Source organism: [Clostridium] symbiosum (assembly GCA_036419695.1).
Classification (GTDB): domain Bacteria; phylum Bacillota; class Clostridia; order Lachnospirales; family Lachnospiraceae; genus Otoolea; species Otoolea symbiosa_A.
Window position 1 is genome coordinate 4996138 of sequence record CP143946.1, and the last position, 22152, is coordinate 5018289.

The 22152-nt window shown below is 50.2% G+C and carries 20 protein-coding genes; 6 read left to right on the forward strand and 14 right to left on the reverse strand.

The window, feature by feature from the left end:
- Positions 1 to 36: 36 nt before the first annotated feature.
- The 9 genes from V3C10_22345 to V3C10_22385 all read right to left on the reverse strand — a co-directional run bounded on the left by V3C10_22345 (position 37) and on the right by V3C10_22385 (position 8897).
- Positions 37 to 360: a V-type ATP synthase subunit F gene (locus V3C10_22345; GenBank protein WVP62014.1), complete on the reverse strand. Its 324-nt coding sequence runs from the start codon at positions 358 to 360 to the stop codon at positions 37 to 39.
- Complete coding sequence (locus V3C10_22350) at positions 353 to 1330, reverse strand: V-type ATPase subunit (GenBank protein WVP62015.1); 978 nt, start codon at positions 1328 to 1330, stop codon at positions 353 to 355. The genes V3C10_22345 and V3C10_22350 overlap by 8 nt, the downstream gene beginning before the upstream one ends.
- Before the next feature lie 91 nt (positions 1331 to 1421).
- A complete protein-coding gene (locus V3C10_22355; GenBank protein WVP62016.1) occupies positions 1422 to 2015 on the reverse strand; it encodes a V-type ATP synthase subunit E in 594 nt (197 codons plus the stop codon).
- Positions 2016 to 2046: 31 nt separating this feature from the next.
- Positions 2047 to 2514, reverse strand: a complete 468-nt coding sequence (locus tag V3C10_22360; protein WVP62017.1) for a V-type ATP synthase subunit K — start codon at positions 2512 to 2514, stop codon at positions 2047 to 2049.
- A 1-nt stretch (position 2515) separates the two neighbouring features.
- Positions 2516 to 4531, reverse strand: coding sequence for a V-type ATP synthase subunit I (locus V3C10_22365; protein ID WVP62018.1), 2016 nt, complete (start codon positions 4529 to 4531; stop codon positions 2516 to 2518).
- Between the two features lie 35 nt (positions 4532 to 4566).
- Positions 4567 to 4875, reverse strand: coding sequence for a hypothetical protein (locus V3C10_22370; GenBank protein WVP62019.1), 309 nt, complete (start codon positions 4873 to 4875; stop codon positions 4567 to 4569).
- 453 nt (positions 4876 to 5328) lie between these two features.
- Positions 5329 to 6654 carry an SLC13 family permease gene (locus V3C10_22375; GenBank protein ID WVP62020.1) on the reverse strand — a complete coding sequence of 442 codons (1326 nt, stop codon included), beginning with the start codon at positions 6652 to 6654 and terminating at the stop codon, positions 5329 to 5331.
- Positions 6655 to 6708: 54 nt separating this feature from the next.
- Positions 6709 to 7599: a 3-hydroxyacyl-CoA dehydrogenase family protein gene (locus tag V3C10_22380; protein WVP62021.1), complete on the reverse strand. Its 891-nt coding sequence runs from the start codon at positions 7597 to 7599 to the stop codon at positions 6709 to 6711.
- Positions 7600 to 7709: 110 nt separating this feature from the next.
- Complete coding sequence (locus V3C10_22385; protein ID WVP62022.1) at positions 7710 to 8897, reverse strand: thiolase family protein; 1188 nt, start codon at positions 8895 to 8897, stop codon at positions 7710 to 7712.
- A 599-nt stretch (positions 8898 to 9496) separates the two neighbouring features.
- Here V3C10_22385 and V3C10_22390 point away from each other — a divergent pair.
- The 6 genes from V3C10_22390 to V3C10_22415 all read left to right on the forward strand — a co-directional run bounded on the left by V3C10_22390 (position 9497) and on the right by V3C10_22415 (position 16466).
- Positions 9497 to 10279, forward strand: a complete 783-nt coding sequence (locus V3C10_22390; GenBank protein ID WVP62023.1) for an enoyl-CoA hydratase-related protein — start codon at positions 9497 to 9499, stop codon at positions 10277 to 10279.
- A 59-nt stretch (positions 10280 to 10338) separates the two neighbouring features.
- A complete protein-coding gene (locus V3C10_22395) occupies positions 10339 to 11547 on the forward strand; it encodes a CaiB/BaiF CoA-transferase family protein (protein WVP62024.1) in 1209 nt (402 codons plus the stop codon).
- A 130-nt stretch (positions 11548 to 11677) separates the two neighbouring features.
- On the forward strand, positions 11678 to 12898 hold the full coding sequence (locus V3C10_22400; GenBank protein WVP64686.1) for a 2-hydroxyacyl-CoA dehydratase family protein: 1221 nt from the start codon (positions 11678 to 11680) through the stop codon (positions 12896 to 12898).
- A complete protein-coding gene (locus V3C10_22405) occupies positions 12891 to 14018 on the forward strand; it encodes a 2-hydroxyacyl-CoA dehydratase family protein (protein WVP62025.1) in 1128 nt (375 codons plus the stop codon). Before V3C10_22400 ends, V3C10_22405 begins: the two co-directional genes overlap by 8 nt.
- Positions 14019 to 14081: 63 nt before the next feature.
- A complete protein-coding gene (locus V3C10_22410) occupies positions 14082 to 14207 on the forward strand; it encodes a hypothetical protein (protein ID WVP62026.1) in 126 nt (41 codons plus the stop codon).
- A gap of 777 nt (positions 14208 to 14984) precedes the next feature.
- Positions 14985 to 16466: a sigma 54-interacting transcriptional regulator gene (locus V3C10_22415; protein WVP62027.1), complete on the forward strand. Its 1482-nt coding sequence runs from the start codon at positions 14985 to 14987 to the stop codon at positions 16464 to 16466.
- Positions 16467 to 16528: 62 nt separating this feature from the next.
- Here V3C10_22415 and V3C10_22420 read toward each other — a convergent pair whose 3' ends face one another.
- The 5 genes from V3C10_22420 to V3C10_22440 form a co-directional block, all read right to left on the reverse strand.
- The gene (locus tag V3C10_22420) at positions 16529 to 18031 is read right to left on the reverse strand and encodes a tripartite tricarboxylate transporter permease (protein WVP62028.1); all 1503 of its coding nucleotides are present in this window, start codon (positions 18029 to 18031) and stop codon (positions 16529 to 16531) included.
- A 15-nt stretch (positions 18032 to 18046) separates the two neighbouring features.
- Positions 18047 to 18502, reverse strand: a complete 456-nt coding sequence (locus V3C10_22425) for a tripartite tricarboxylate transporter TctB family protein (protein ID WVP62029.1) — start codon at positions 18500 to 18502, stop codon at positions 18047 to 18049.
- Positions 18503 to 18762: 260 nt separating this feature from the next.
- A complete protein-coding gene (locus V3C10_22430; protein WVP62030.1) occupies positions 18763 to 19818 on the reverse strand; it encodes a tripartite tricarboxylate transporter substrate binding protein in 1056 nt (351 codons plus the stop codon).
- 578 nt (positions 19819 to 20396) lie between these two features.
- Positions 20397 to 20774 carry a hypothetical protein gene (locus V3C10_22435; GenBank protein ID WVP62031.1) on the reverse strand — a complete coding sequence of 126 codons (378 nt, stop codon included), beginning with the start codon at positions 20772 to 20774 and terminating at the stop codon, positions 20397 to 20399.
- Between the two features lie 29 nt (positions 20775 to 20803).
- Positions 20804 to 22147 (reverse strand): four-carbon acid sugar kinase family protein, encoded by a 1344-nt coding sequence (locus V3C10_22440; protein ID WVP62032.1) that lies wholly within the window; start codon positions 22145 to 22147, stop codon positions 20804 to 20806.
- Positions 22148 to 22152 lie beyond the last annotated feature (5 nt).

The following is a 22152-nucleotide window of genomic DNA, read 5'->3' on the forward strand; positions in this document are numbered from 1 at the left end:
CCGCGGCGTTCCCGCCGGACAGCTTCCCCGGTCCCGCTACTGGTTTCCTCCGAAAAGGATATCAGAACCGACCGCCTGCTCCACTGATTTCTTAACGCCTTCCACGCCCTTTCCCGTATTACCGGAAATTCCCGGTATCAGGATGATGGAAGGAAGCAGGTTTTCTTTATATTTCGCTATGGCGCGGCCAATTCCGGCCGCCACGGCTTCCGTTATATAGATGACTGCATATTCACTGCCGGCAAGCTTGTGAAGCATTTTTTCAGCATCCTCCTGGCCGGATACAGAAAATGTATCCAGTCCGAGCGCCGCAAAGCCGTAAATACTGTCGTAGTCGCCCATCACTGCTGCTTTATACATACATTTCCCTTATCCTTTCCCGGATCTGCTCCTCAGGAAGCTCATTCAGCCTGGCCGTCAGAATAATCCTGACTGTCTTTATCTCATTCTCCCTGGCCAGCACGTAGGCTACCAGAGGTCCTGCTGAAAATGAATTATACTTTTGCGGTTTGATCGCCTCCATGAGCTGGTTGTCACACCAGCGCTCGAAAGCCGACGGCGATTCACGCAGCGCCTCGGCGCCGCCTGCATATGCAGTACCTTCCAGATATTCGCAGATGGCGTCCATGCCGGAGAGCGCCGCCGAACTGAGGCGGGTAACGCTCAGGCTGGCACAGGGAGCCATTGCCCGTTTTATAAATTCAAGTGATTTTGCGGTTTTCTGTGAGCGGACGGCGATCTTGATGTCGGCAACCGCTACGGTGGATTCGGCATAGGCCCTGATGACCGGGTCCTTAGATTTCTCCCCCTCCGCATAGATTGCTTCCAGAGCCGCCCTGTCTACGATGATATCGCAGAGCTGTCCGTCCCTCGTGTGCAGGAATGTCTCATAGGCTTCCTCCGCCGCCGGCCTCATATTGGCCGGAAGCGCCTGCCAGTCACGTTCCGCCACGATGCGGGCCATCTCCCTGCCGTTCACGGCACAGTTGTCAAAATAGATGTTCCCATGGTGATCCGAAGTGACCGTTTCCTTGATTGCCGCCTTGAGATTGTGGAAGAGATTCTCGTAGGACAGGACATTTAAAATGCCCGCGTCCTCCTTCTTCAGAAGCTCTCTGACCACATTCCACGTTTTTTCCCTCTCCTTTGCCAGGATCGCTTCCGCGTCCTGGGACGTATCCTGATCGCCCCAGCCCCTTTCTACAAGAAACTGCAGGCAGCTCTCATACGTTTTCAGGGCCATCAGCTGATCCAGCGTGGAGGCGGAAAAAAGCGACAGTTCCATCGCACGGATTCGTGCAACCGCATAGGCATATTTTGTATCAGACATATGATCCTCCTTCTCGGTAATAACTGTTCCGTACCTTCATGCGTTACCGTTTTGCGGTATCCTGCCGTCCGGACAGTTACGCGGTTACACTTTATGAAAATAACATTGCATGTACCTTATCGGAAAGTTCATCTCTCCTCGCCGCGAGCAGCGCTTTAAATGAACAGTTCTCCTCAACACCTCCATAGACCAGAATAAAACCTCCGTCTATGTTTTTCGGCTCCTTTACAAGAACCAGGCTCCCGCCTTTTGAAGAAGCCGCTTTTTCAATTACAGCTTCAAATCCCTGCGGCATTCTGTCCAGGTCTTTCTTTGAAAAATAAATCTCACCCTCTTTGGGCAGGACAAATTTATTAAGCATTTTCTCAATCAGAGTAAAATATTCTTCGCCCTCTTTTCCAAGCAGCGTTTCATATGCCTGATTCAGCATCTCCGTGATAACCTGCTGTTTTGCGAGCAGCACGGACTGGCGTTTTTTCAGTTCTGCGGAAGATTTAATTCGCTCCATATAGCTTGTAGCCTCCTCGGCCAGCTTTACATCGTTCTCCGCCGCGATTCTTTTGCAGCCCTCTTCGGCATCCTCCAGAATATACTGAACCTCGCTTTTTGCCTTCTCGGAAATTTCCTGCGCTTCTTTGCCTGCATCTTCAAGGATTTGACTTATAATTTTGTCTAATCCGGTCATTCTAAACTCTCCTTACTTTAAGTTTATCGTATTACAGGGCACTTACTGCCAGGATGGAGATTAACAGCGCCAGAATTGCATATGTCTCAACCATGGCCGGGAACAGCATGGCTTTACCGAACTGCTCCGGTTTTTTAGCCACGATGCCAATGGATGCAGCGGCTGTTTCACCCTGATATCTTGCAGAGATAAGTCCTACAATACCGATCGGGATGCAGGCTGCAAAGTAAAGAAGACCTTCCGTCATTGCCATATCCATGTTAACACCGCCGCCTAAGAGGCCGATTTTGGATAATGTGATGAAACCAACCAGCAGACCGTAGATACCCTGAGTACCCGGAAGCAGCTGAAGTACAAGAACCTTCGCAAATTTACCCGGATCTTCTGTTACAACGCCTGCGGCCGCCTGGCCTGCAATGCCTACGCCCCAGGCAGAACCCATGCCTGCCAGGCCAACTGCTACTGCTACACCTAATAATGCAAAAACAATACCGCTCATATTATAAATCCTCCTTAATATCTACATATTTCGTATTTTGTTTAAACGGCGTGAATTCTTTTCCTCCGCCCTCATAGAATTTACCGAAAAACTCCACATACTGAAGACGGCATGTGTGGACGTATGCACCCAGCAGGTTGATTGCCAGGTTGAACAGATGGCCGAATAAAAAGACTGCAATAAACAGGATTGCGCCTATCGGGCCGGAACCAAACATGCTGCCCATCTGATTGACAACGGAAGCGATAACGCCGGTTGCCAGTCCCAGGGCTAAAAGTCTTGAATAAGAGAGCACATCAGACAGCCAGCCTGATATGTTGTACAAATCGTAAGCGCCGAGAGCCAGTCTGAGCGCCGGATTCTTCGTCGTCCGGGCCGACATCACCAGGATGCCGACGGCTCCGAGAATAGCCATCCACTTTGCCAGCATGCTTACCGCCGGCGGGAATACGATCTGAATCTGTGCGATCGAGCTGAACAGCTCGGTCGGGATCAGCATCATAACAAGGCCGACAAGCATCATATACCAGAATACGACGTCGCATACAAAGCCGAGGACGTCCTTGTTCTTCAGATACATATATCCCTTGATTCCAAGTCCCAGGAAAAGATGGATGACGCCGAATATCATGGAACATACAAGCATCTTCATCGGATCATTAAGCGGTACGAACCAGAGCGCCGGGATCGAAACCTCATGCCCGAAGAAGGTTCTGCTGACAATATTTACCGCGTCTCCAAAATATCCTCCAAACAAAACTCCCCAGAACAGAGTGGAAAGGCCGCAGTACATAAAAAGCCGCAGTGACTTTCGCAGGTTCTCTCCCATTCTCGGGAACTTCTTAAGTGCGATAAAACAGGCCAGGAATACAATCAGGCCGTACGCTGCATCCGAAAGCATCAGTCCGAACAGGAACACATAACAGGCCGACATGATTGTCGTCGGGTCAATCTCCCCTTTTGCCGGAAGGCCAAAGGAGGCCGTGATTCCCTCCGCTGCAGAAGCAAAGTGGCCGTTGGACAGAAGTACCGGGGCTTCTTCGTCCTCCGGGATATCCTCCGACTCAAAGGACAGGTCAAAACGCGATGTGAGCGTTCCTTCCAGCTTTTCCACGCTTCTCTTGGGAACGTATCCTGTGACGATAAATGTCTTTTCCGACTGGACGAGCTGTCCAAGCACTTCGTACTTCTGCGCCCTGATCCTGTAATAGTCGGATAAAACCTTCAGGTTTTCCCTGCTTCCCTCATACACTTTCAGTTTATTTACGGTATTTTCAATTTCGTTATTCAGTTGTTCAATCTGTGCACGGAGCTCCGTGACGTACTGTGCTGGAATCTCCTGGACCGTCTGGGACGGTCTTGCAAATCCCACCGACCTGAGCGCTTCTTCAAGCTGTTCCGAGTCGCGTTTCAGGCAGACAGCCGTGATGCAGGTCTGATCCTTATCCGCCCCTACTACCTGGATATCCATTGCCTCTATCCCCGGCGCCCTCTCGGCCACCGCCTGATAGAGCAGGTCAAGCGTCATTCCGCCCGCAACCGCTCCGACCAGAACCGAAGCAGTCCGCGTCTCCTGGCAGCTTAAGGGGATGTCTAATCCCAGCCAGGGCTTCATGCTCTCTATCTGCGTCTCCAGTTTGACAATTCCTGCTTTCTGCTCCGCCACCTGCTTATTCAGCGCCTGGATCTGCCTTGCGTCCTCCAGGACGGTCTGGGCATTCTCAGCAATTTTGCCGAATTTCTCCCGGTCTGTCAGAGCTTTGCCCTCCAGAGCGGAAAACATCGAGCTCTTCTCAGGAACGTATTCCTGAAGGATCTCCAGAGCCTGATCCGCAAGGGCGGCATTCCTGTCAAACATCTGTCTCGAAGACGCCGTATCCATCTTTTTAAATACACTGTCTTCTTCTGCTTCCTGAGTGATCTCCATCACGCCGGCAGCCTGCAAAAGTTCCAGAACCTCTTTACGGTCCCTCTTCAGTGCACAGATACTAAATTTCTGCATCTGCAATACTGCCATGTCCGCATCCCTCCTAACGTTCTGCTAATATGCCGCTAAATAAGTTCGGAAATAACCTTATTAATTACTTCCTCCGTCTTCTTCCCGGCATTGTACTTCAGGGAAGCGATATCCTCTTCGGCCGCCGCAACTGATTCCTGCAGAAACTGCTCGCCTTCCCCGGCCAGCTTTTCCCGTACCTTGACGGCTTTCTCCCTGGCTTCCTTAAGGGCTGATTCGCGCATCTGGGAAGCATCTTCCTTCGCCTTCCCAATCAGAGCATTCCCTTCTTCGGACGCTTTTTGAATCATCTCAGCAGCTTTTTCCTCTGCTTCTTTTACGGCCTGGATCGTGTCCTTGACCATCTCCTCACCACCTTAGCTTCTGATATTTGTTAAAAAAAATTACCATCTCCCGGAATCCTCCGATGATGGTACAGCATGTGCAGCTCCCCATGAAATGTTGAATTCTATCTGTTTTATTATAGTTCAAGCCTGCTTTTTCCATTCATCAAACCATGCAAAACTCGTTTCCCTCCGCACATTTGTATACTATTATAACTATTTACTTCAGACTTGTCTATTAAATGTTATAGAATTGATAAAATTCATACAATTCTCTACCAATAGGTGACATTTTGTCAAAATCCGTTCATTTATATGCATTAGTGCTTTACAAAGATAAAGTTTATTTGTTAAAAAAACTCCAGAGGTGGAACCGGCCCTCTTTTTCGAAAACCGGCTTTGCCTCTGGAATTTCTTTTGCATTATTCATTTATCGTATCTTTATTCCGGCAGACTTTACATATTCTTTCCCAATTAGAAAAGCATTGCACAGCTCAAAACCGATACGGCTGCCACCAGCAGGACAAACAGAGGCCCGCCAATTTTAACAAAGTCCTTAAATGTATATCCCGCAGGCAGAATCTGCATATTTACAGCTGTTCCAATAGGCGTGGCAATGGCAAGATTTGTTCCGATAGCAATTACAATTACCCAGGGAACGGGACTAATCCCCAGCGCCAGCGCCATGGATATACAAATTGGGGTCAACATGGCGGCCACGCTTCCATTCTGCATAAAAAGCGTCAGTACACTGGTCAGTACTGTAATGACAACGGTAAGGACAATCACTGATGCGCTTTCTCCGCCAAACATATTTAATACAAAGTTTGCAATTATCGCACCGCCGCCGGAGGCATCCAGTCCCGTGCCAAGGCCTGTGATTGCACCGATACAGATTAATACGTCCCAGGGCAGCTCGGCCAATGTCGATTTTACAGGGACACAGCCGGTTGCGAAAAGTATGGTTGCGCCAAGAAGAGCAATGTTTGCAATATTAAAATAATTTTTGAACGGAACAAATCCGCAGAGGATAAAAAGTACAATACATCCGATGAGAACGACAACCGAAAGAGTTCCCTTCCATCGCGGAATGTCAGCCATCGTTTGGGCCGCAGCATTCGACGGGTTTGCAAAAGAATTATTTTTGTCGAAATCCGGACTGCCCGGTTTTAATGCCCATTTTAACAGTGAGTAACCGACGGTCGCCCAGAACACTACCTGAAGTATCGCCGCCGGAACCATGATGCGGCTCATATCAAACACTCCCAGACCTTCTTCATAGCCTGCGTATCCCATCAAAATGGAATTTGCAGTAACCTGTGAAACCGAACCCACCAGGGTACAGGCGCCCCCGATAATACAGGCTATTCCGGCTGGAAAGATTACCATCTTAGAGCGGATTTTCCCTTGAGAACCTGCTGCAATGGATGCAATAATCGGCATCCACATAGCGATACAGCCTGAGTTGGATAAGAACGCACTCATTATCGTGCAGATTATAACGATAGCAACAATAAATACTCTCTCATTTTTCGCAATGGGAGTCGATGCAATTTTTGCTCCTATTCTCTGCGCAATTCCCGTCTGAAATAATGCATCGCCGACAATACACATTCCTGCCACCATCACAATTGAACTTCCGCCAAATCCCGAATAGATTTGTGAAAGTTTCATCTCCGGAATCAGGATACCCATTGCAAGGGTGCTGATACAGGCTACCACACTCATTGGAAGTTTATTGATAAAGAAAAGAATCATTGTAATTATAGTAATAATAATGGCTATTGTACTTGAAGTCATTTCTGTTCCCCCTTCTTTCGTCAGCTGCTTTAACCCCAAATTATTCTAGTACTGTTATTTTGAAGTATCCGGATATTCATACCAGCCCCTGCCGGTCTTCCTTCCGTACTCACCCTTTTCAAATTTCTCAATCACAAGCGGGTTCGGCGCATCAAATGGATCATGGCTCTCCGCAAAGCGATCCACCCGCACATAATAATTCACATCAATTCCCGTCAAATCCATCAGACGGAACGGGCCCATGGGATAGCCAAGCCCCTTTTCACAGGCTGTGTCAATGTCCTCCACCGATGCCACTCCTTTTTCCAGAAGTGACAAAGCTTCATGCACCACGGCGGCATTGATCCGGTTTGCTACAAATCCAGCAATTTCTCTGTTAATCACAATGGGCGCTTTTCCCGTGCTCAGTGCAAACTGTTTTGCAGTCTCTATGGTTTCCGGGGATGTATGGGAACCTTTCACAAGTTCCACCAACTGCATGACAAGGGCCGGGTTAAAATAATGTATATTCAAAAGGCGTTCCGGGTTCACCGTCACATCCGCCAGCTTGCAGCTTACGATATTGGAGCTGTTGGTGCCCAGAATCGCATCCGGCTTACAGAGCCTGCTGATTTTCCCAAACAGCTCCCGTTTGACCTCCAGGTTCTCAATAACCGCCTCAATGATAATATCAGCTTCGGCCGCCGCCCCCTCCACATCCTCCGTAACCGTAAAATTTGACGCGATCCGGTCTGCCTCTTCCTGTGTCAGGCGTCCTTTCAGGACGCGGCCCGCCAGATAATCCTCCACCCACTTTCCTGCTTTCTCCACCGCCGTTTTAAAGCTGTCGCACAGAATAACCCTGTAACCGCGGCTTCTGCCGTTCAGGGCGGTATTCATCGCAATCTGCTGCCCCATCGCCCCGGCGCCAATCACGGCAACCGTTCTTATTTCTTCTGCATTCATAATTATACCTCTCTCGCTCTTTCACATAAAGTGACGCTTCCCCACATCGTCTTCCATTTTCTGGAATTCCATCCACTCTGCATTTTCCATCAATCCATAAGGCGTTTTCTTTAAACCATCTCCACTACCGCCGCCATGGACTGGCCGCCTCCGATGCAGAGTGTCGCAAGGCCAGTCCGGCCTCCGGTGCGTTTTAAATTGTGGATTAGCGTGACAAGCAGGCGCGCTCCCGTGCATCCCAGAGGATGTCCCAGGGCAATTGCCCCGCCGTTTACATTCACCTTTTCCGGATTCAGGCCCAAATCCCGGATACAGGCAACCGACTGGGAGGCAAACGCCTCATTCAGCTCCGTCAAATCAATTTGAGAGACCGTCATTCCCAGCTTTTTCAGCAGTTTCTCCGTGGCTTTTACCGGTCCGTATCCCATGATGGCCGGGTCCAGGGCAGCCGACGTGATTCCGGCTATCCTGGCTATCGGCTTTGCCCCCGTCTCTTTTACCATTCTGCCGCTCATCAGCACCAGGCAGGCCGCTCCATCATTGAGCCCACAGGAATTTCCCGCCGTAACGGTCCCGTCCGGCTTTACAATCGGTTTGAGCTTTGCCAGGACTTCCGCCGTCGTGGCCGGTTTCGGAAATTCGTCCGTGTCAAAAAGGAACGTATTTTTTCTCTCTTTCACCTCCACCGGAACAATCTCTTCCTTGAAATAACCGGCTTCAATGGCGGCCGCCGCCCGGCGCTGGCTCTCTGCCGAGAATCGGTCCTGTTCATCACGGCTGATTCCAAACCGCTCCGCCACGTTTTCCGCCGTCTTCGGCATACTCAGGCCGGAACCATATACGGACAGCGGCTGGGCCGTAGTTCCAGCCTCTATGTTGGAATCGACGAGCGTCATCGGCCCGTCCCCCCAGCGTCCGTTCCGGATAAATACGGGGGCGCGGCTTAAATTCTCCGTTCCTCCCGCCACAATACAGTCGGCCTCTCCCAGCCATATTTCCTGACATCCGCTGTAGACCGCCTGCATGGCCGATGCGCAAAGACGGTTCACGGTAAAACCGGGCACGGATTCCGGAAGGCCTGCCTCCAGAAGCGCGCAGCGTGCAATGTTGGACGCCTCCGTGCTCTGACGCACTTCCCCTAAAATCACCTCATCAATGCGCTCCGATTCCACCCCGGACCGTCCGACGGCTTCTCCGATCACAGCCGCTGCCAGCGTATGGGCCGGAACGCTCTTCAGCGAGCCTCCGTATTTTCCGATTGCCGTGCGCACGCCGCTTACAATATAGACTTCTTCCATATTGAAGAACCTCCTTTTCTATTTTGCCTTTTAGGATCTCTACTGCTTTTTATTAGAGCAATAACCGTGCCAACTTTTACAATATCACCCATGCCAATTCTGAAAGCCGGCCTGTTCTATGCCAATAAAGCTGCGGTTTTCATATTAATTTCGAATATTTATTTTCAAAATTAATGCTACAAAATGGAGCATACTTTTTTCCATATTTTTTATAACGGGGTAAAACTGCGGCTTCTCCCCGCAGCATTAGTCAAACATGTGCACAAAAAGTGCATTTCAGTGCATATAAAGTGAATTTATTGCACTTTTTATCTCATCCTTCCTGCTGCCACCTTCTCCGAAAATGGCTGTATTTTTTATTTTCTATACAGTGGCCATGAGTTATTTTCTTCGCTGCTTCCAGTTATTTTTGCCTGCCTGTTCTCCTTTTGAAACACGTTCCGATCCGTTTTACGTGCAAAAACCTGTGCCTTTGCAGACCGGAGACCCGCCGCAGTTTGTGTCGTTTTAATCTGTTGGCATGGTTCTTGCTGTATAAAAGGGCAGAAGGAAAATAATTCCCCACTGATTTTCATCCCAGCATGAAAGGAGACTTACCTATGAATTTTGAAAATATTCTATATGAAATAGAGGATGGGATTCTCTACCTGACCCTGAACCGGCCTGAGGCGCGCAACGCCCTTACCCCGGCCATGTGGAAGGATATCCGGACCGCAGTGGAAATGGCGCGGATTGACGATTCCGTTCAGGTGGTGATCGTAAGCGGAGCCGGAGACAAGGCTCTTGCCAGCGGAGCCGACATACAGGAAATCCACGACCGCGATTACCTGAAGATGCTGCCCGGCACCTCCTCCGTAGCTCTCAAAGAGCTGGAAGACCTCTATAAACCAGTCATCTGCGCTATCAACGGTTATGCGCTGGGCGGAGGCTGCGAGCTCGCCATGGCCTGTGATATCAGGATTGCCACGGCGCGTTCCCGGTTCGGCCAGCCCGAGACCGGGCTGAGTATCATTCCGGGAGCCGGGGGGACACAGCGCCTTTCCAGACTGATTGGAGTCGGAAGAGCAAAAGAATTAATTTACACAGGACGCATCCTCACGGCGGAAGAAGCAAAGGAAATGGGCCTGGTAAACCAGGTGACGGAAAACACCAGGGAGGAACTGATGGCCGCCGCCCTTAAAATGGCCCACCTGATTATGAAAAAAGGGCCTGTTGCCGTGTCCATGGCGAAAATGGCAATTAACGTCGGGATGGATACCGACATCAATACGGGTCTTCTGTTTGAACGGATCGCGCAGACGGTAGCGTTCAGTACCGAAGACCGCCGGGAAGGAACCGCCGCGTTTCTTGAAAAAAGAGAGGCCGTATTTAAAGGAAAGTAGCAGACACCGGATACGCAGGAAATTACAGAAAAAGAAAGATTTACAGGAGGAACTGAACTATGAAACCAATGGAAGGTATAAAAGTAATCGAACTGTCCACCATGCTGGCCGGTCCCATGACGGCGCGCATTCTGGCAGAATGGGGAGCGGATGTGATCAAGGTGGAATCCATGAACGGCGATGCATGGCGCGAGCAATATGGCACATCCCTGTCCCCCTGCACCGAAACGGCCAACCCCAATTTCGACATGCAGAATATGAATAAGCGGTTTATTTCGTTAAATCTCCGTTCCAAAGAGGGGCTGGACGCCATCATCAAACTAATTTCGGGAGCCGATGTTTTTTTGACAAACTACCGCATCCACACCCTGGAAAAAATGGGACTTACGTATGAACAGTTAAAGCTGCGGTTTCCAAAGCTGATTCACGCCTCGGTGCTGGGATACGGAAGTGAGGGAGACGAAAAATACCGGCCCGGCTACGATTATACGGCATTCTGCGCCAGGACCGGCCTGCTGGGTGATCTGGCCCCGGCGGGAGGCCCCCCGATTATGACCGTGGCAGGCCTGGGCGACCACAGCGTCGCGGTGGCGCTTTCTGCGGGTATCGCCGCCGCCCTTTATAAAAGAACGGTGACGGGGGAGGGTGAAAAGGTGGATGTCTCCCTGCTTCAGGCAGGCACCTTCATTCTTTCCACCGGACTTCTGAACGGCTTTAATGGCAGGAAGTTCCCGCGTGACCGCTACAACTGCAGCCACGCAGGCAGCAATACCTACCAGGGCGCGGACGGTGAATGGATTTATCTGGCCATCGTGGATTACCGCAGATTCGCCGAATTTTGTGACACCGTTGGACTTCCCGAAGTGGCGAAAGATCCCCGTTTTTCCACACAGCAGGCCTATTATACCCCGGAGAGCAAACGGGAACTGACCAAAATCCTCGATGCTAAATTTGCGGAGCAGCCGGTCTCCTACTGGCATGAGCTGCTAAATGCCCACGATCTGCCCCATGAGATTGTATATCACTTTAAAGATGTACCTTACGATCCTCAGGTTCAGGCAAACCATTATACCTATTTCCACGAGTATCCCGACGGGACAAAAACCGTCTTTACCAACAGTCCCGTCCACTTTGCCTCCGTTAACCCGGCGGAAATCCCATGCCGGACCTCAGGCCCGATCGGCTGTGACACGGCCGGCATTCTTAAGGAACTGGGTTATACGGAAGAACAAATTCAGTCTATGTACCAGGCGGGTGAAATCCGCTAAAACAGGAAATGAAAGGAATCAGACAATAATGAGTGAATACAAAACCGATACAGTCACATCCAGTGCAGTCACAGCCGATGCAGTAAGTACGGCCCCTGCCCCTAAGCCGAAAAAACCGAAACCCAAAAGTATGCTCATGTTAAACGAGCAGACCGCAGCGCTTTTTGAAAATGCCCGTCTTGCAAAAGAGAGGGGGGAGAAGGTCGGCTGGTCCGCGTCCATCTTTCCGCAGGAGATCCCCGAAACGCTGGGACTTAACATCCTCTATCCGGAAAATCACTCGGCCGGAATCGCGGCCAGACACCAGGCGGATCCCTTCCTGCAGGAATGCGAGGGCGCACTCGGTTATTCAAACGACCTCTGCGCCTATGCAAAGGTCAATCTGGCTTATGCCGCCGTATTGAACGGTGAAAGCAGCATTGAACTGCCCGACGGCGGCAGAATGGTAAAACCGGATTTCCTGCTTTTGACCAACAATATCTGCAACCAGCTCACAAAATGGTATGAGAACCTGGCCAGACAGATGGATATTCCCATCTTTTTTATCGACACCTGCTACAATCCCTATGACTATGTGACGGAAACCAGGGTGCGTTATGTCCGGGCCCAAATTGACCAACTGATTCAGGATTTGTGTGAATTTACCGGAAAGCCGTGGAATGAAGAACGTTTTCAGAAAATCATGAAAATCAGCCAGAACAACAGCAGGCTGTGGGAGCGTGCCAATGATCTTCTGGATCGCAGGCCCTCCCCGTTAAGCGGCTTCGAGCTGTTCAACTACATGTCGGCCATGGTGTGCAACCGCGGAAAAGAATCCTCCACTGCCATACTGGAACAGCTGAACGCCGAGATAGAGCAGCATATAAAGGACGGGACCTCTACCTTCCCGGTCGGGGAACAGTTCCGGATCTCCTGGGACGGCATCGCCTGCTGGCCCTACTTAAGCCACAACTTAAGAACGCTTAAGAAGTACGGGATTAATATGGTCGCCTCCAGCTACGGCAAGGCATGGGCAATAGAGTATGAAGATCTGGATGGAATGGCCCGCGCCTACTGTTTTGCTTCCACCAACGGAGACAACGCCACCACCATGGTATCCCGCCGTCTGGAGGCGTTGAAACGCTTCGGATGTGAGGGCACAATTTACCATGTGAACAGGAGTTGTAAAGTGATGGACTGCCAGATGATGGAAGTCCAGAGACAATTGTCAAATCAGGCAGGCGTCCCCTTCACCTCTTTCGACGGCGATCAGGCGGACTACCGCAACTACAGCGAGGCACAGTTTGAGACCAGGATTCAGGGGCTGGTTGAAGTAATGAGACAGAAAAAGGAGGATCGGATCAATGAGTGATTTATACGAAACTATATCCCTGCTGCAGGCGGCGTGTAAAAATCCGCGCGCACGGCTCGATTATTATTTGGCCTCGGGCAAAAAGGTCGTGGGCTGTTTTCCTCCCTATACACCGGAGGAACTGGTTCACGCATCCGGCATGATCCCCATGGGGCTTTGGGGCGGACAGACGGAATTAATTCTGGCAAAGAGCTACCTGCCCGCTTTTGCCTGTCCCATCATGCAGGCCAATATGGAGCTTGGGTTAAACGGCGCTTATCAGGGATTGTCCGCTGTCATCATCCCGGCTGCCTGCGATACCCTGCGGTGCATGACCCAGAACTGGCGTTTTGGCGTCCCCTCCATTCCAATGGTTCCCATTGTATATCCCCAGAACCGCACCTCCCCGGCCAGTGTCGACTACCTGATCAGTGAATATGAAAATGTACTCGTCATGCTTTCCACCATCACCGGGCAGATGATGAATGAAAAAGCCCTCTGCGAATCCATCGCAATTTACAATGAACACAATGTAACCATGCGTGAATTTGCGGCTGTTTCTCTGGATCACCTTGACGTCATCACTCCCGTCGTCCGTCATGCCGTTATGAAGAGCGCTTTCTTCTACGAAAAGAGTGAACATACGGCCATTGTGAAAGAAATAATTGCCGGCCTGAAACAGCTTCCGGCCTGCAATTTCACCGGTAAAAAAGTAGTCCTCACCGGCATTACCGCCGAACCCGACGAGTTCCTGGAAATTCTGTCCGACAATAACATCGCGGTGGCAGGCGACGATCTCGCCCAGGAAATGCGCCAGTACCGCACCGACACCCCGTTAAAAGGCGGGGGAGGGCTGAAACGTCTTGCCCTGCAATGGAACGCTCGGCACGGCTGCAGCCTGATCCATGAGATCGGCAAACCGCGCGGCACGCTGCTGGCAGACCTGTGCAAAACGGCCGGAGCCGACGGCGTAATCAACTGCCTGATGAAGTTCTGCGATCCGGAGGAATATGACCAGCCATACTTTGAGGCGGATCTGCGGGCCGCAGGTTTTCCCTCACTGACGGTTGAGGTGGATACGCTGAATAAGAGCTATGAGCAAATTCGGACGAGGATCCAGACTTTTAGTGAGATTCTGTGAGGATTTAGTTGAGATGCGAGGACGCCTCTGTAAGACGGCGGACGGGGGAGTGGGAGGTTATTTATGAGTCTTCAGTCCCGGTTGGTAGGTTGTGGTGAGGGGGAATCCAGGAGAAAAAATTCCTACGGGGACTCGCTCCCGCTTGTGGAGCGCACAGCGGATGCTAAGACGTCAAAGAACGCCGTCTAAGCACCGGCGGGCTCCAAGGCCCCCTTCGGAAAGTTTTCTCCTTCCTTCCCCGGGCAGGCTGTCGACGGGACTGAAGACTCAGCGAAGGTTGTCGCCCTGTCCGTCGGCTTCAGGGGCTGATTGTCTCTTTCGTCAAGTAAGGGGGGGGTATTGTCTCGGCCACTATGTAATCGTGAACCTTTTACCTTTTGAAGGTGTTTCGGGCTGAATTCAAAGATAAATCCAAAGCTAAATTTTATGATTAATCTAAAAATTCAATGGTAATTCAAGGACAGGTCAGGCACTAAAACTAAGACTCATCAATTTAATACCAAACGTGAGACATTCTCCTAAAATCGAGAAAACGTAGTGGCAGCGACAGTACCTCTCCCCCCTGAAGGAATAAGAATAAATCAGCGGCCGCAGGCCGGGGTTCGGGATGGCGAAAACCTCGGCGTCTTCAGTCACGGTCCATAACCTGCCTGTGGGGAAGAAGGGAGAAAAAGATTCCGCAGGGAACCTGAAGTTCATCGGCACTTACCGAGGTCTTTTCGAGGTTAGTGTCCGTTATGCACTCCAAAGAGCGCAAGCGTTTCCCGCAGGAACTTTTTCTGCCCGGATTCCCCACCCGCGACAACCTGCAAGCCGGGACTGAAGACTCACAACCTCCCTCTCACCATCCCGCCCCCCGACCGTCCCGGCGGCGTTCTCATTCCTCAATTAAATCCCTATTTGTCTCCACTTCACATTTATGCTAAAATGGCCATAACCACCATTAAGATGAAAGGAGACCCCTTTATGGCTACCCAGGATCTTTACAGCCAGCTGCCCTATACGGAAATTCTGGACAATATTGATGTCGGCATTGCCCTGTATGACAGCGAAGGAAATTACCTGTTTGTCAATACAAACCTGATCAATTGGCGCAATATTCCCCGTTCTGAATTTTTGAAAATGAACGTGCACGACTTTTTGGGCGTTCTGGATGTCTGCGTCTTTGATCTCGTAATGGAGAAAAAACAGCGCATCAGCCGCCTCCAGTATTATAAGGGTCTCCATAACCCGGAAGGCAGTGGCAGCACGCGGATGCGTATTGTAACGGGCACTCCAATTTTTGACGAGTTCGGAAATATAAAATATGTCATTACCCTGCTCCAGGATGTAAAATCCTTTGAGGAGCTGTATACCGCCCTGCTGAAGGAGCATAAAATCGTCAATTATGGGAGCAATTTCTCAGCGATCGCCGAGGAACCGTCCATCGTTGCAAAAAGCCCGGCTTTTTTACAGCTTCTGTCCATCGCCGCCAATGTGGCCTCCCTGGATTCCACTGTTCTTCTCTGCGGAGAATCCGGCAGCGGCAAGGAGATACTCGCCCACTATATCCACGATAACAGCGACCGTAACGATAAACCGCTGATTACGGTAAACTGTGCCGCTTTCCCTGAAAATCTGATTGAGGCAGAGTTATTCGGATATGAAAAGGGCGCCTTCACCGGAGCCAGCCGTGAGGGCAAAACCGGCCTCGTGGAAGCTGCCGACGGAGGAACCCTGTTTCTGGATGAAATCAATTCCCTGCCCCTCAGCGTACAGGGAAAACTGCTCCGCACGCTTGAGGAAAAGAGCATACAGAGAATCGGCTCCACCCGGGTAAAAAAAGTGGATTTCCGCCTGATTGCCGCCACAAACCGAAATCTGAATGAGATGGTACAGACCGGAACCTTCCGCGAGGATCTTTATTACCGTATCCAGGTTATCCCCCTCACCATTCCGCCGATGCGGAACCGCCGGGAGGACATCATCCCCCTGTGCCTCCATTTTCTGCATTATTTCTGCCAAAAATATAATATACAGAAAAGTTTTTCCGACTCCGTCCTGAACGAAGTACAGAACTACGACTGGCCCGGAAACGTCCGGGAAATACGGAACTTTGTGGAGCGCATGGTGGTGATGACGCCGCGTGCGGCCAGGGAAATAACGCTTATCCCTCCCGACATGCTGTCTGCCTCTCCGGAGCCGCAGGCGCCGCCTGTTTCTGACAGTTCCGGTTACTCCCTTTTAAACGCACAGAAAATCCATGACGGTCTCTCACCGGCCTCTGCTTATTCGTACAGCCGGAGCGGCCCATCCCGCGAACAGATTCTCGAGGCCCTTGCCGCCTGTTCCGGTTACCGGCAGAAAGCAGCCGACTACCTCGGGATATCCCGCCGCAGTCTTCAGTATAAAATTAAGCAATACCACATTCCTTCCAGATGCAGATATGAAAAGGGGACGGAAAACTGATTCCGTCCCTAAACTCTCATATTAATCTTTTCATTCTAAGCCCCATCCGGCCGTTTCAATTATTACATTTTTTCCACTTTCCCACCTTTTTTCCGTATATAAGGCAGCACAATCGGATAAATAAGCGATAGAAACGCCGCTATCAAAAGTACGAATGCAATCGGCCTCTGCAAAAAGATAACGGGGCTGCCATCCGATAGCACCAGGCTCCTCCTCAGGTTGCTTTCCAAGGTCCTGCCTAAAATCAGGCCCAGAATCAGCGGCGGAACGCAAAAATCCATTTTCAGCATAAAGTATCCGAGAACACCAGCAACAATCATCAGAAAAATATCGCTGATATTGTGGTTCATCGCAAAGGTGCCCACAAAACAGAAAATAAAAATCATAGGGGTCAGAATTACGTCGGGTATCGCTACGATTTTTGAAAACAGCCTGATTCCCGCGAACCCAAGAAGCCCCATAAAAATGTTTGCCAGAAACAATCCTACTATAATTAAGTACACCTTGTCGGTCTGTTCGGTAAACAGCAAAGGCCCCGGGATAATACCCTGCATCATCAAAGCGCCGAGCATGACGGCTGTTCCGGAGTCACCGGGGATGCCGATTGTCAGCAGGGGAATCAACGCGCCTCCCGATATGGCATTATTGGCGGCTTCCGGCGCCGCAATCCCCTCCGGCGCGCCGTTGCCGAATTCTTCCGGATGTTTCGACCACCGCTTCGCCTCATTATAAGAGACCCAGCTGGCTATATCGCCGCCCGTTCCCGGTATTGCACCGATTACCGTCCCGATGACAGAGGAGCGGAGCATGGTGGGAAATACTCTTTTTACATCTTCCATCGTCGGTATCGTCCTTTTAATTTTAGGCGTTACCTTTTTAACCAGCTTCCCGAAATTCTCTTCCGTCGTTATCAGTCCCTGAGAAAAAGCAAAGAGTCCGATCAGCACCGGAATAAAGGAAATTCCCCCTGTCAGATAAATGGTCCCGAATGTAAACCTTGTTGTCCCGGCAATGGAATCAATGCCAATCGTTGCGAGCAGCAGTCCAATTACCGCGGACAAAAGCCCTTTTAACAGGTTTTTGTTCGAAACACTGGTGACAATACTCAGCCCAAATACCGCCATTGCAAAATATTCCGGAGGCGTGAACTTCATGGCAAACTTCGACAGCAGCGGCGCTGTCCATAAAAGCATCACGGCGCTGAACAGGCCGCCAAAAGTGGAGGCCATAGTGGACAGGCCCAGCGCCCTCCCCGGCTGCCCCTTTTTTATTGCCATTGGATTGCCGTCCAGGCATGTCGCCGCTGAATTTGCGGTGCCCGGCGTATTAATCAGAATCGCCGTTATGGAGCCGCCATAGATGGCTCCGCAGAACAGCCCCAGCATCATCAGAATCCCGCCGCTTCCCTTTAAGGTCAGCGTAAACGGCAGCATAATCGACAGCCCCATAACAGAAGACAACCCCGGCATGACGCCGACAAAAATCCCAAACAGCGTGCCCGCGGCAATATAAAGAAGATACATAGGCTGGCAGGCGACCGATAACGCCCCAATTAACGCTTCCATACCCTTTTCCCTCCTTTACATAAAAAACGGAGCCGGAAGGACAAGGCGAAGGCATTTTACGAAAATCACATAGACAAACGCCGTCGTCCCCACACTGGTTAAAAACAGCCATTTAACCCGTGTTTCTCCCAGTATCCGCATAACTGCAGGTACAAAAATCAGAGAAGTAATAATAAATCCAAGATAATTAAGTGAAACTGCAAAAACGGCGAATGTGGCAAACAGCATAAATACTCTCTGTACCCCCGGCGTTTTTACATCGACAAGCACCTCTTTCCAGTCCATTTTTTCTGCATAGGTCTGCACAACGAGGGCGGCCGAAAGAATAAAAATCGCGATAGCCAGCAGCCGGGGCCAGAATCCCGGTCCCGGAGCCTGGTTAAAGGTTTTCGGCATATCCTTCGTCTGATAAAAAATGCCGACTGAAAGTAATATCATAACCAGCGCTGTACCAAGATTGAATTTCTTCACGAAATACCTCCTTAAAAACAATCGGCATATTCATGCTGCCGCCCGGCGTTTCATCCCGGCGGCAGCAAGTTCCAGCTATGAACTGCAGTTACTGATGGTAAGTAAACGTTGCTGTTCACAGAACTGCGTTTTTTTGCAGGGCCGTGAACCGTAACAGGTAAATAAATCACAGATTAATAACAGACAGGTAAATCAAGTAAACGTAAACAATACGAAAAAGAATCTTTTAACCATACTGCCGAAGCAGTTCTCTTACATCATTATTCAACCTCTATGTCCTTGCACATCTCCTGGTAAAACGCAACCTGGGCTTTAATGAATTCCGGAAGCTCTTCCGGTTTCGTGGAAATGGCCTGCATATTTAATCCATTCAGTGTCTCAGCATACTGTTCGGAAACCGATGCCCCGCCTAACACTTCCTTTAAATAATCAACGATTTCCGCCGGTGTTCCCTTCGGTGCTGCAAGGCATACCCAGCCGATAATCTGGAAATCGAGATCCGGATAGGCTTCTTTAGCCGTCGGTACATCCGGGTAGGTGGTCATTCTGTCGTCGGACAGCACCGCAAGCATTTTTATGTTACCCGCCTGTATCTGGCTGAGAGCGGAACCTGGTTGGATAAACATCACATCCACCGTCTTGTTGGCCACTGCCGTAATGATATCAGCCGTACCGTCAAAGGATACGTGTTTTACATCCAGACCGAATTCTTTCTCGATTGCAACTGCCGCAAGATACGGGGCGGAACCAAGTCCGCTGTCACCCACAACCACCTTTCCCGGGTTCGCTTTTGCATATTCCACAAATCCTTTGATATCATCGTAAGGGACATCGGCGCCGACTAACAGGGCATAAGGATCGGCCAGGGCCATGGAAAGTGGTTCAAAGTCAGCCGGGTTTAATTCTGTTCTTCCCAGCGCATAATTAATAGCCAGGTCAATATTGATGACACCCAGGGTGTAGCCGTCGTTTTTCGAATTGGCAAACTGGTTGACGCCAATCAGCCCGGAGCCGCCCGTTACATTGGAAACTGCAAAGGTAACTCCCGACGGGAGCTGTTCGGCTCCGGTATCCAACAGGCTCCTCACCGATAAATCCGTAGGACCCCCGGCCGAATACTGCACTACCACGTTTACATTATTCTTTGGATAATCAAGATCCGCTTTTTCTTCCTTTGTCTCCTCTGTCTGTGCTTTCGGAGCCTCTGTTTCCACTTCACCGCCCGTCACAGCCGGTTCGGTTGTTTTGCTGCCACAGCCCGCCAGTGTCATTCCGGTCAGTGCCATTGCCAGTGCTAACGACATTAATTTTTTCATAGGTTTCCTCCTGAACTAACAATCTGTTTATTATGGTTACACAATCACTTCTTCTCAATTTGTTACATAGGACGGAACTAACGGCAGCGCTACCGTTTGTCTGTCTTTGATACATCATTTACAACACCTTATCACAAGTAATGTAAACGTTTATCATTTATAGTTCTATATTATATCCCGCACTTTTCAAAGTCAATATTGAAACCCATGAAACCTTTTTACAGGTGTATTTTTGTAAAAAAAGTAGGTTATATTATCCAAAATGTGGAATTAATCCTCTGATATTCCAATATTTTTTGTTTATCTTATACATTTTGTTGCTTTTTCATGATAATATTTTCATTACATTTGATGCAATCGTTACATTTCAAAACAGGTTCCACCTGCCTTTATTCGTGCACTGTCACGGATTCTCAAACTGGCCAGGATTTGCAAACCGGCGCGGGCTGCCAAACCGGACCAGATCCGCGCAAAAAGTGCGGAAACCACCCCCACCGGTGTAATTCCCGCACTTTTTGCCCTTTTAAAATTAAGGCATTTTTTTATTTATCGTTCTATCTGTTCCCCTGTCTTTCACCCTATTTATTATCTTCCGGCCTGACATTCTCGGAAGTCCCGTAAATAAACACAATATCTACAAATCCACCCTCATCGTAATAAAAGGCATGCCATTCATTTTCCGGAATATGGAGGATCATTCCGCGCTCCAGTTCCCGGCTATGGGTCAGATTATCCTTCGTATCTCCCCAGCATACGCGGCCTTTTTCAGCGTCAAAGATTACCACCGTCTCCTCCGCGTGGCAGTGAGGCTCCATCACACCGCACTTCGCGCTGTAAGAGGCATATCCGACCGTCATGGCGCCGCTTTCAAAAGCGCTGTTTTTCCCCACCGCGCGCTGGATATCGCGCCCCGGCAATTCGTCTACAGGCATATTATTTCTCTCTATAATCTCCATCTTATATCCTCACTTTCCGTCCGGCCGTCTCACTTCATCAGGTCCGACACTATCTTCTTCAATGAATCTTTTTCTCCCACATTACCGGGGAATATTACATAGGGCAGGCCCGGGAATTTACTCTCTGCCCCGGTTTTCCACACGGGGATGCCCGGCAGAATCTGCCCCGCCACATATGCTTTTTTCACACCAAGGCCTTTTACGCCCACTTCGCTCGAGGTGATTCCCCCTTTTGCTATAATAAAGCGCGGCCTCACCTTCAGTTTTCTTACAAATCCCGTCACTGCATCCGATATCAGAAGGGACAGCCTCAGGGCATCTTCCGGATCATCGGAATCCGGAACAAGCAGGCGGCGCTCCGTATATACCGCAACCGTATGCCCGGCCTCCAGTTCTTCCTCTATGCGCTCCTGTACACGGGCCTGCTCTGCCTCAAATTCACCCGCGCGGCCGACAAGCCCGGAATAGAACGGCACGGGGATTACCCCTTCCAGGGTCATCAGTTCATTCAGCTGTTCGGTAGTCCTACTTACATGGGAACCGATTACAATCAGCCCCCCGCGGTGGTCGCCCTCTTCCACCAGTTCTTTTGCGGTCAGGAGGCTGCGTTCTTCAATTCCTCCCATCACCTGTACAAAGGCAGCGGCGGTCCTGAACAGAAAATGTTTCCCGGACTTCATAGCGCGGAGCAGCGAAGTCTTAAATACATAAAGATCCTCATAGCTCATCGCGTTAACGATTACCTTCGAAAAATTCCCGACCTGTCTAAGCTGCCCCTCTATCCGGTCATAATCTCTGCTTCGCAGTGTTTCAAGCTCAATATAACATTGCTGTTCCCAGGCGTATTCCCCCCCGGTCTTCTCCTCCACCCATTTTCCCAGATGGGAATTTTTATAGCCGAACGTCTTATCACGGGCAAATTCCGTTTCACCGGCCGGAATGAGCCTGCCGCCGTCTGAAACATAGTGGATATTGCCGGACGTATATCTTCCTCCCTGCGGGAAAAACGGACAGATCACCTCTCCGTCATAGCGGATATCCGAAACCTGTTCTATGGTACGGCGCAGTGTCTCCGTCTCGGCGGGATAGTGTCCTCTCAGGGTTGAATCCCCCCTGCTGATAACGAGAAACGGTATGCCGGATTCCCTCGATGCCTTAACAACACGCTCCCCTATCAGGCGGTGCGTGGCGATTGTCTCTTCTTCCGTCATTGCCCTTGAATTGGTCAGCAGAAAGAAGAGATTATTCTTTTCTCTAAATCCTTCCCGAATGCTTTTTTCCGACCAGTCTGTATATACAGAAACCCCGTTAACCGTCTGGATTCCCGTCGGATCATCATCCAGAACCACAATCTTACAGATAAAATCATCCATTTTAT

Bases quoted from the DNA above. Each gene is read 5' to 3' on its own strand.
- V3C10_22345 (WVP62014.1), bottom strand. From the start codon at position 360: ATGTATAAAGCAGCAGTGATGGGCGACTACGACAGTATTTACGGCTTT.
- V3C10_22350 (WVP62015.1), bottom strand. From the start codon at position 1,330: ATGTCTGATACAAAATATGCCTATGCGGTTGCACGAATCCGTGCGATG.
- V3C10_22355 (WVP62016.1), bottom strand. From the start codon at position 2,015: ATGACCGGATTAGACAAAATTATAAGTCAAATCCTTGAAGATGCAGGC.
- V3C10_22360 (WVP62017.1), bottom strand. From the start codon at position 2,514: ATGAGCGGTATTGTTTTTGCATTATTAGGTGTAGCAGTAGCAGTTGGC.
- V3C10_22365 (WVP62018.1), bottom strand. From the start codon at position 4,531: ATGGCAGTATTGCAGATGCAGAAATTTAGTATCTGTGCACTGAAGAGG.
- V3C10_22370 (WVP62019.1), bottom strand. From the start codon at position 4,875: ATGGTCAAGGACACGATCCAGGCCGTAAAAGAAGCAGAGGAAAAAGCT.
- V3C10_22375 (WVP62020.1), bottom strand. From the start codon at position 6,654: ATGACTTCAAGTACAATAGCCATTATTATTACTATAATTACAATGATT.
- V3C10_22380 (WVP62021.1), bottom strand. From the start codon at position 7,599: ATGAATGCAGAAGAAATAAGAACGGTTGCCGTGATTGGCGCCGGGGCG.
- V3C10_22385 (WVP62022.1), bottom strand. From the start codon at position 8,897: ATGGAAGAAGTCTATATTGTAAGCGGCGTGCGCACGGCAATCGGAAAA.
- V3C10_22390 (WVP62023.1), top strand. From the start codon at position 9,497: ATGAATTTTGAAAATATTCTATATGAAATAGAGGATGGGATTCTCTAC.
- V3C10_22395 (WVP62024.1), top strand. From the start codon at position 10,339: ATGAAACCAATGGAAGGTATAAAAGTAATCGAACTGTCCACCATGCTG.
- V3C10_22400 (WVP64686.1), top strand. From the start codon at position 11,678: ATGCTCATGTTAAACGAGCAGACCGCAGCGCTTTTTGAAAATGCCCGT.
- V3C10_22405 (WVP62025.1), top strand. From the start codon at position 12,891: ATGAGTGATTTATACGAAACTATATCCCTGCTGCAGGCGGCGTGTAAA.
- V3C10_22410 (WVP62026.1), top strand. From the start codon at position 14,082: ATGAGTCTTCAGTCCCGGTTGGTAGGTTGTGGTGAGGGGGAATCCAGG.
- V3C10_22415 (WVP62027.1), top strand. From the start codon at position 14,985: ATGGCTACCCAGGATCTTTACAGCCAGCTGCCCTATACGGAAATTCTG.
- V3C10_22420 (WVP62028.1), bottom strand. From the start codon at position 18,031: ATGGAAGCGTTAATTGGGGCGTTATCGGTCGCCTGCCAGCCTATGTAT.
- V3C10_22430 (WVP62030.1), bottom strand. From the start codon at position 19,818: ATGAAAAAATTAATGTCGTTAGCACTGGCAATGGCACTGACCGGAATG.
- V3C10_22435 (WVP62031.1), bottom strand. From the start codon at position 20,774: ATGGAGATTATAGAGAGAAATAATATGCCTGTAGACGAATTGCCGGGG.
- V3C10_22440 (WVP62032.1), bottom strand. From the start codon at position 22,147: ATGGATGATTTTATCTGTAAGATTGTGGTTCTGGATGATGATCCGACG.